General features: G+C 75.5%; 6 protein-coding genes and 1 pseudogene. All 7 read right to left on the bottom strand.

Going from position 1 to position 7511, the window contains the following annotated elements:
* Positions 1–82: 82 nt before the first annotated feature.
* A complete protein-coding gene (locus tag ABZW03_RS33395) occupies positions 83–790 on the bottom strand; it encodes a TetR/AcrR family transcriptional regulator (protein ID WP_355266817.1) in 708 nt (235 codons plus the stop codon).
* Positions 791–846: 56 nt separating this feature from the next.
* Positions 847–2169, bottom strand: a complete 1323-nt coding sequence (locus ABZW03_RS33400) for a helix-turn-helix transcriptional regulator (RefSeq protein WP_355266820.1) — start codon at positions 2167–2169, stop codon at positions 847–849.
* Positions 2170–2301: 132 nt separating this feature from the next.
* Positions 2302–3264 (bottom strand): DUF4232 domain-containing protein, encoded by a 963-nt coding sequence (locus tag ABZW03_RS33405; RefSeq protein ID WP_355266823.1) that lies wholly within the window; start codon positions 3262–3264, stop codon positions 2302–2304.
* A 96-nt stretch (positions 3265–3360) separates the two neighbouring features.
* Positions 3361–4239, bottom strand: coding sequence for an MHYT domain-containing protein (locus tag ABZW03_RS33410; protein ID WP_355266826.1), 879 nt, complete (start codon positions 4237–4239; stop codon positions 3361–3363).
* Positions 4240–4603: 364 nt separating this feature from the next.
* Positions 4604–6022, bottom strand: coding sequence for a cytochrome P450 (locus ABZW03_RS33415; protein ID WP_355266829.1), 1419 nt, complete (start codon positions 6020–6022; stop codon positions 4604–4606).
* Between the two features lie 121 nt (positions 6023–6143).
* Positions 6144–7211, bottom strand: coding sequence for an RNA ligase (ATP) (locus ABZW03_RS33420; protein ID WP_355266832.1), 1068 nt, complete (start codon positions 7209–7211; stop codon positions 6144–6146).
* A 206-nt stretch (positions 7212–7417) separates the two neighbouring features.
* Positions 7418–7511, bottom strand: a pseudogene (locus ABZW03_RS33425) (site-specific DNA-methyltransferase); the annotation flags it as partial.

The following is a 7511-nucleotide window of genomic DNA, read 5'->3' on the forward strand; positions in this document are numbered from 1 at the left end:
GCTCTTCTCCCGCCACACCAAGCCCGCGAAGATCACCGCCAACGCATCACAGCGTGCAGTTGATCAATTACCCAACACTTTCTCAGCCGCCCGCGGCCCGCAGCCGGGCCTCGGCGGCCTCCAGCAGCAGGTCCAGGGCGTACGGGTACCCGCTGCGGGGCATGTCCGCGGTGAGGAGGTGGGCGGTGGCCGCGATGTGGGGGTGGTCGGCGGGGTCGAGCCGGGCGTAGGAGGCCTGCCAGACCTGGAGGTCGGCGTGCTGGGCGGCGGCCGGGAGGGCGAGCGTGGCGGCGTCCAGGGCGGCGAAGCCGAGGCTCTGGTCGACGAAGGCGTGGTAGATCCGGACGGCCTCCGGGTCCGGGAAGCCCGCCGTGCGCAGGACCCCGAGGATCGCCTCGACGGCGGCGACCTCGTGGGTGCGGCCGGTGGTGCGGTGGGCGGCGAGGATGGCGGCCTGCGGGTGCGCCTGGTAGCTGGCGTGGATGCGCAGGCCGATGGCGCGCAGGTCGGCGCGCCAGTCGCCGGTGGGCTGCCAGCCCTGCTGGGCACGGCCGATCAGTTCGTCGGCGATGGCGAGCAGCAGGTCGTCGGTGCTGTGGAAGTAGCGGTAGACCGCGCTCGGGTCGGCCCCGAGCGCGGCGCCGAGCCGCCGTACCGTGAGCGCCTCGGCGCCGTGCCCGCCGATCAGCCGGATCGCGGTGTCGACGATCAGCTCGGCGGACAGCACCACGCCCTGCCGGGTGGGCCGGCGCCGGCGTCGCTGCGGTTCGGGGACTACGCGGTCGGTCATGCGGCCGAGGTTATGCCAACAGCGTTGACACGGACCAGGGGTCGGGCCCGTCGGGTTCAGCCCTCGTCGTGGGCCGGGGCCCAGGCGGTGCCGTTGTGGAAGTAGTTCGGCGCGCCGTGCCTGCCCACGGTGCGGAACGGCTGCTCGGCGCCGGCGTCCACCCGCAGCGTGCCCTTCCGGTCGCCGCTGCTCCACTGCAGTTCGAGGAACCAGCTGACGTCCTGGGAGAGGGTGGAGGCGTCCACGTCGATCACCTGCGGGTCGCCGGCCGAGATCTTGTACGGGAAGTCCGTCGTCGTGGTCTTCCGCGCGCCCTCCCGGCCGGCGACCGGGACGGCCCGCGGCGAGGGCGCGTCGAGGTCCACCGCGAAGGCCGCCGGTTCGAGCCCGCCGCCGCAGCCGGACCCCGGCGTGTAGGCGTTCCACTTCGGGGCGGGCCGGGTGCTGACCACCTGGACGTACATGGCGTTCAGCACGACGGTGTCGGCGTTCGCGCCCTGGGCGGTCAGCTCGATGCGCAGGTGCCCGGCCGGGACGAGGCGCTGGGAGGATGCCCAGCTGTCGATCCGGCCGGGGGAGGACGGGGGCGGGGTCACCTGGGAGGGGGCGCGGGCGGACATGAACCACTGGTCGCAGGGACTGCCCCAGTTGTTGTTGACGACGCTCACGTGGAACGGCGCCGGGACGTCCTCGGGGGCCGCCGAGGCGGTCGCGGACGGGCTGTCCGCGGCGGCGGAGCCCGCGGGGGCGGGCGGGGCCGGGACGTCGGTGGGCGCCGCACCGGCCACCGGGGCACCGGCCGCCGCGGCCCCGCCCGCCGGGGCGGCGGGTACAGCGGGTGAGGACGCGGCGGGCGAGGACGCGGAGGCGCTCGGCGTGCCGCCGGTGTCGCGCAGGACGAGGCCGGAGACCACGGCGGCCAGCACGGCCACGGCGGTCGCGCTCAGCAGCACCCGGGTGCGGCGACGGCGGCGCGGCTCGGCGGTCGGGGGCGCGGGCTGCACGGTCGTCACCTCCTCCTCTTCGGGTACGGGTACGGCAGCCGGCTCCGGTTCCGGCTCCGCCCGCAGAGCGGGCTCGGGCGCGGCAGCAGCCGGGGCAGCGGCCGGGGCACTCGCCGAGGAGGCCTCCCGGCGGCGGGCCGCGTCGGCCAGGATCCAGCGCCGGTGCAGCTCGACCAGTTCCTCGTCGCCCGCCCCGCAGACCCGGGCCAGCCGCTCCACCGGCGCGTACTCGGTCGGTACGGCGGCGCCGTTGCAGTAGCGGTGCAGAGTGGAGGTGCTGACGTGCAGCCGGGTGGCCAGGGCGCCGTAGCTACGGCCCGAACGCTCCTTGAGCTCGCGCAGCATCGCCGCGAACTCCTCGGTCTCCACACTCATGCGCTGCCCTTCCCCCACCCCCGGCCCCGCCCGGGATGCCGTTGATCCGCAGATCACCGTACCGGCAGCCCTGGCGGCGGCCCGGAGCAGGGGGGAGTGCAACGGGGGCGGGGAGGAGTGCAACGGGGCAGGTCAGCCCTGCCCCGCCAGCGCCGCGGAGGCGGCGGCGTCGGCGACGCTGCGGCCGTACAGGCCGAGCTTGGGCTGCTTGCCCACCTTCGCGCCGGCGCCGAGCGGGAAGTTCCGGGTGTCGGCGTTGGGCAGCTGGTCGTCGGGCAGGACGTTCAGCTGGTCCACGTCGGCGACGGTGCCGCCGGCGGGGTTGAGGTCGACCACCGCGTACGCGGTCTGACCGGCCGCCAGCGCGTAGGCCGGCGGGCCGCCCAGCCCGCCCGGGACGAGCGGCGTGAGGTCCTTGCCGTGGTCGGCGGCCTTCGAGCTGCCGAGGCTGACGAGCGGGTAGTAGCTCAGGCCGCAGTAGGCGGTGCCCTGGTTGCGCACCTCGATCACCCGCTGGTCGGGCGCCTCGGCCCGGGTGGTCACCTTGACCGTCAGCTTCGTGGCCTCGCAGGGGTGGGTGTAGGCGTAGGCCTCATCGCCACCGGCCGCGGCCGTGCCGCCCGTGGCGGGGGCCACGGGGTTCTTGGGGCGGGCCGTGCCGGTGGCGGCGGGTGCGGCACCGGCGGGCGCCCCGGCGGCCGGAGCGCCGAGCGCCCGGTCGGTGGCGGCCGCGGCCTGGCGCAGGGCGCTCTCCCGGGCGGCGGTGGGTGCGCCCGTCGGGGCGGCCAGCAGCTGACCGGCGGCGGTCCGTTCGGCCTGCAGCCCGGCCACCGTCTCGGCGACGGGGGTGAGCAGCGTGCGCTGGGCGTCGCGCTGGCGCAGCAGGTCCCAGACGCCCTGGGCGGTGGTGACGGTGGCGAACCCCCACAGGGCGATGACGGAGACGACCGGGACCATCAGCAGGGCGATGATCCGGGCCCGGACGGTCCGGGGGCGCAGCCCGCGCAGCCACGGGCCGGGGCGCGGCGGGCGGGCGGGCGGCCCGGCGTGGGCACCCCGACGGGCGCCGGGGGCGGCGCCGCGGTCTTCTCGCATGGGTGAGGAGCCTTTCGGGCGGGGAGAGCGGGAGGGCGGAGGCGGGACGGGCGGAGGAAGTGCGAGGGCGGGGCGAACGCAGGGGCGCGGCGCGGCTCAGGCGGCGCGGTCGTGCCGCCCGGCGTCGTACGGCCCGGTGCCGTACGGCCCGGCCCCGGCCGAGGCGCGCCCGGCCCCGGCGGGCTCGGCGTCCGGGGACGCGGCGGGGAACTCCTCGACCGCCAGTTCGCCCGCCGCGCGGTAGCCGGCCCGCTCCTGGGCGGTCGGCGAGAGCGCCACGAAGGCGGAGGCGAGGAAGAGGAACGAGCCGAGGCCGACGGCGAGCGGGAAGACGAAGTCCATCGGGCTGACCCCGCCGAGGCCGGTGCGGGTCGGATCCAGCCGGACGTGGACGGCGGCCATGCCGATGTAGTGCATGCAGCTGACGGCGAGGCCCATGCCCATCGCGGCGGCCACGGCCGCGTACACGTTGCGGATGGTGACGGCGGCCCAGAGCGCGGCGGTGGCGGCGCCGACCGCGACCAGCACGGACAGCGCGACCGTTCCGGCGTCGTAGTGCAGGCCGCCGTGCAGCCGGAGGGCGGCCATGCCCAGGTAGTGCATCGCGGCGACGCCCAGGCCGGTGGTGACGCCGCCGGACAGCAGGGAGAGGCCGCGGTGCCGGCCGTAGCAGACCACGGTCAGGCCGAGGCCGGTGACCAGCACCGCGACCAGGAGGCTGAGGACGGTCAGCGGGACGTTGTAGCGCAGCTCGGTGCCGTCGACGGTGAAGCCGAACATCGCGACGAAGTGCATGGTCCAGATGCCCGAGCCGATCGCGGCGGCGGCCGTGATCAGCCAGTTCCGCCGCGCCGGGCCGCTCGCGGCCAGGCCGCGCAGGGTGCAGCGCAGCCCGAGGGCGGCGCCGGCGCAGGCCATCAGGTACGAGAGGGCGGGCGTCAGCCAGCCGAGGCTGAGATGGTTGAGGGTGCCCATGGGACCTCCGGTCGACCGGTCGGGCCCGGGGGCGTACGCGGTGCGCCCGGGCTCCCCGGACCGGGCGGACTGCATACGAATGGCATATGCCACCCACATGTGCGCTTCCGGCCTGGGGTGCGTGGGACGCTACCGAGGGGCCGGAATCGGCCAAACAAAGATCTGAAAAGCTGCCCGCAGAGCGAGGGCGGTGTGTTCGAATGGCCCGGTCCTATGCCCGGCGGACGGCACCGACGTACGCCGGCGGACAACGACGGACAGCGAACAAATGACAGCGGACAGATAACAGATTTCAAACTCTGTTATCTGTCCGCTGAACTCTGTCGTCTGTTCGCTGTCTGCCGTCGACTGTCAGCCGCCGCCGTCAGCCCTCCGCCGTCACCCGGATCCGCATCGGGCTCGCCGCCCGCAGCGTGATCCCCTGGGCGAGCGCCACCCGCCGGTCCACCGCCTCCAGGTCGAAGTCCCGCAGCAGCACCCCCAGCGCCAGCACCGCCTCCAGCGTCGAGAAGTGCTGCCCGATGCAGGCCCGCGGCCCGCCGCCGAACGGGAACCAGGCGTAGCGGTGCCGGGCCCGCTCCGCCTCCGGCAGGAAGCGGTCCGGGTCGAAGCGCTCCGGGGCCTCCCAGTGGTCCGGGTGCCGGTGGGTGACCAGCGGCGCGACGACGACCTGCGCCCCCGCCGGGATCACATACCCGTCGATGACGGTCTCCTCGACCGCCCGCCGCCCGCCCAGGGCCGCCGACGGGTAGAGCCGCATCGCCTCCTTCAGCACCCGGGTGATGTACGGCAGCGCGTCCAGGTCCGCCGCGGTCGGCGCCCGCCCGGCCAGGACGGTCCGCGCCTCCTCCCGGGCGAGCCGCCGCTGCTCGGGGTGGAGCGCCAGCAGGTGCAGCGCGAAGGCCAGCGCGGTGGCCGTGGTCTCGTGGCCGGCGAGCAGGAACACCAGGACCTGGTCGCGGAGTTCGGCCGGGTCCAGCCGCTCGCCGTCGTCGTCGCGGGCCCGCCCGAGCAGGGCGAGCAGGTCGTCCGCGTCCTCGTCGCCGCCGCGCGCGGCCCGTTCGGCGATGATCCGGTCGCACACCCCGTACAGCGCCCGCTGGGCCCGGGCGCCGCGCCGGTTGGACGGGGTCGGCCAGGTGCGCGGGAGGCGCACCGGCGCGTAGCCGCGCTCCTTCACGTACTCGCCGAGCACCGGGAAGCTGTGGTGCACCACCGCCACCGCCTCCTCCACGTCGGCGCCGAAGAGGATCCGCGCCACCGCCCGCAGCGCGAACCGGGACGTCTCCTCCGCCGCGTCCACCACCCCGCCGGGCGCCGCCCGCCAGCGCTCGGCGAGCGACCGCGCCTCCAGCGCGAGCGCGTCCGCGTAGCCGTCCACCCGGCGCCGGGTGAACAGCGGCTGGACCATCCGGCGCTGGCGCTGGTAGTCGGCGTCCTGGCTGGTCAGCAGCCCGTTGCCGACGCTGGTCCGCAGCTCGTCGTAGAAGGAGTTCTCCTTGCGGAAGTTGGCCGCCTCGCCGGCCAACACCTGGCGCACGCCGTCGGGCGAGAACACCCCGTAGAAGTCGGCCCGCAGCCCGGGCGGCCCGGCCTGGAAGCGCACCACGTCGCCGTGGTCGCGACGGGCCGCGAGGTAGCTGCGCAGCGGTCTGCGGGTGAGGTCGAACAGCGATCCGACGAGGGGGTTCCCGGCCGGAACGGGTATCGCGGAGGTGGGGGCGGCGGCCACGGGGCCGGCAACCGGAACGGGAACGGGAACGGGAACGACTTCGGTGGCCATCGGCACTCCTTCTGTCCGGGGATGAGCCCGCCGCCTCTGCCGACGGGCCGTCAGCACCGAAAGGAGCCGCGCCCGGACCGGCCGCCGGGCCGACCGCTGCCCGGCCGGATCCGGACCCGCCTCACTCGTACTCGGTGCCCCCCTTGCGGGTCAGGTAAGCGTCGCTGACCACCTTGGCGATCGCCCGCCCGCCCAGCACCGGGCTCCACCGCTCGGTGACCGGCCGCACCACCACGCCCTCGCGCAGGTGCAGTTCGCGCCCGGAGACGGTCTCCCGGCCCCGGGCGTACCCCAGCACGGTCTCCGGGTCGAACGGCCCGCGCCACAGCTCCGGCACCAACGGCAGTTCCCCGTCCAGCAGTTCGGCCGCCGACAGCCAGTTCAGCTGCCCGTCCACCACGGCCGACACGTCGAAGGCCGCGTAGCCGGGCCGCTCGGTGCGCGCCGAGGCGCCGTACCCCAGGTCCTGCACCCCCTCGCCGAAGACCTCGCCGAAGATGCCGACCCGCTCGGCCCCGAGGCGGTCGGCCAGCCGGGCCGCCACCGCCGGGAGGTCGTACGCGCGCACCGCCCGCCAGTACAGGTTGCGCTCGTCCTCGACCAGGGCCAGCCCCTGCGCGCCGATGCCCTTGGACGACACCTGCACCTCGCCGGTGGCCGCGAGGTAGGTGACCAGGCAGCAGCTGCCGTGCAGCTTCTCGGTCAGCACCACCGGTTCGCCCGGCTCGAAGGCGTCGGGGTAGCGCTTGAGGTTCTCGATGTCCACCCAGGGCAGCAGGTCGGGCGCGCTGACCACGTCGCCGCTCATCGAGGTCGGCACCGGCGGCCGCCACTTGACGACCCCGAGCAGGTCGGCGAAGTCCTCGCCCCGCTCGGCCGCGGCGGCCAGGTCGGTACCGGCCAGCGCCGCGGGGCGGCAGACGATGCCCTGGGAGAGCTCGCCGCGCAGCCGCACCGCCTTCACCCGGTTCGCCCCGGCGCCGGCCAGCTTGCCGGTCAGCCCCAGCTCCTCGATCAACCCCTCGGGGAGGACGGACTGTTCGGGGATGTAGACGGCGTGGTCGCCGGTGCGGTACGCGCCCTTGGCGACCACCGCCCGGTAGAGGCCGACCTGGGCGAGCTCCAGGGCGTCGGCGTTCGGGTGCTCCAGGATGATCAGCTTCTCGGCGGTGACGCGCAGCGTGGACATGGACGGACTCCTCCCCTTGGTTCGGCCGCGGCGGATCGTCCCACCGACCCGACCGCGCGTACGGACGGCGACCACTCTGGCCGTTCACCACCGACGGCGCGACGCAATTTCCGCGCCCCCGACCGTCGACGCCGCGCGCCCCCGACCACCGCCGCCTCCGACCACCCGAGCCGCGCCGGGACCGCCCCGAGCCCGCGCCGGGACCCCAGCGGCTTCTGGGTGATGTGGACGCGGTCCTTGCGGGGCTGGCTGGCGATGAAGTGGCCGGGCAGGTAGAGATCGCGGCTGTTGTCGAGGGTG

Source organism: Kitasatospora sp. NPDC004799 (assembly GCF_040609095.1).
GTDB lineage: Bacteria > Actinomycetota > Actinomycetes > Streptomycetales > Streptomycetaceae > Kitasatospora.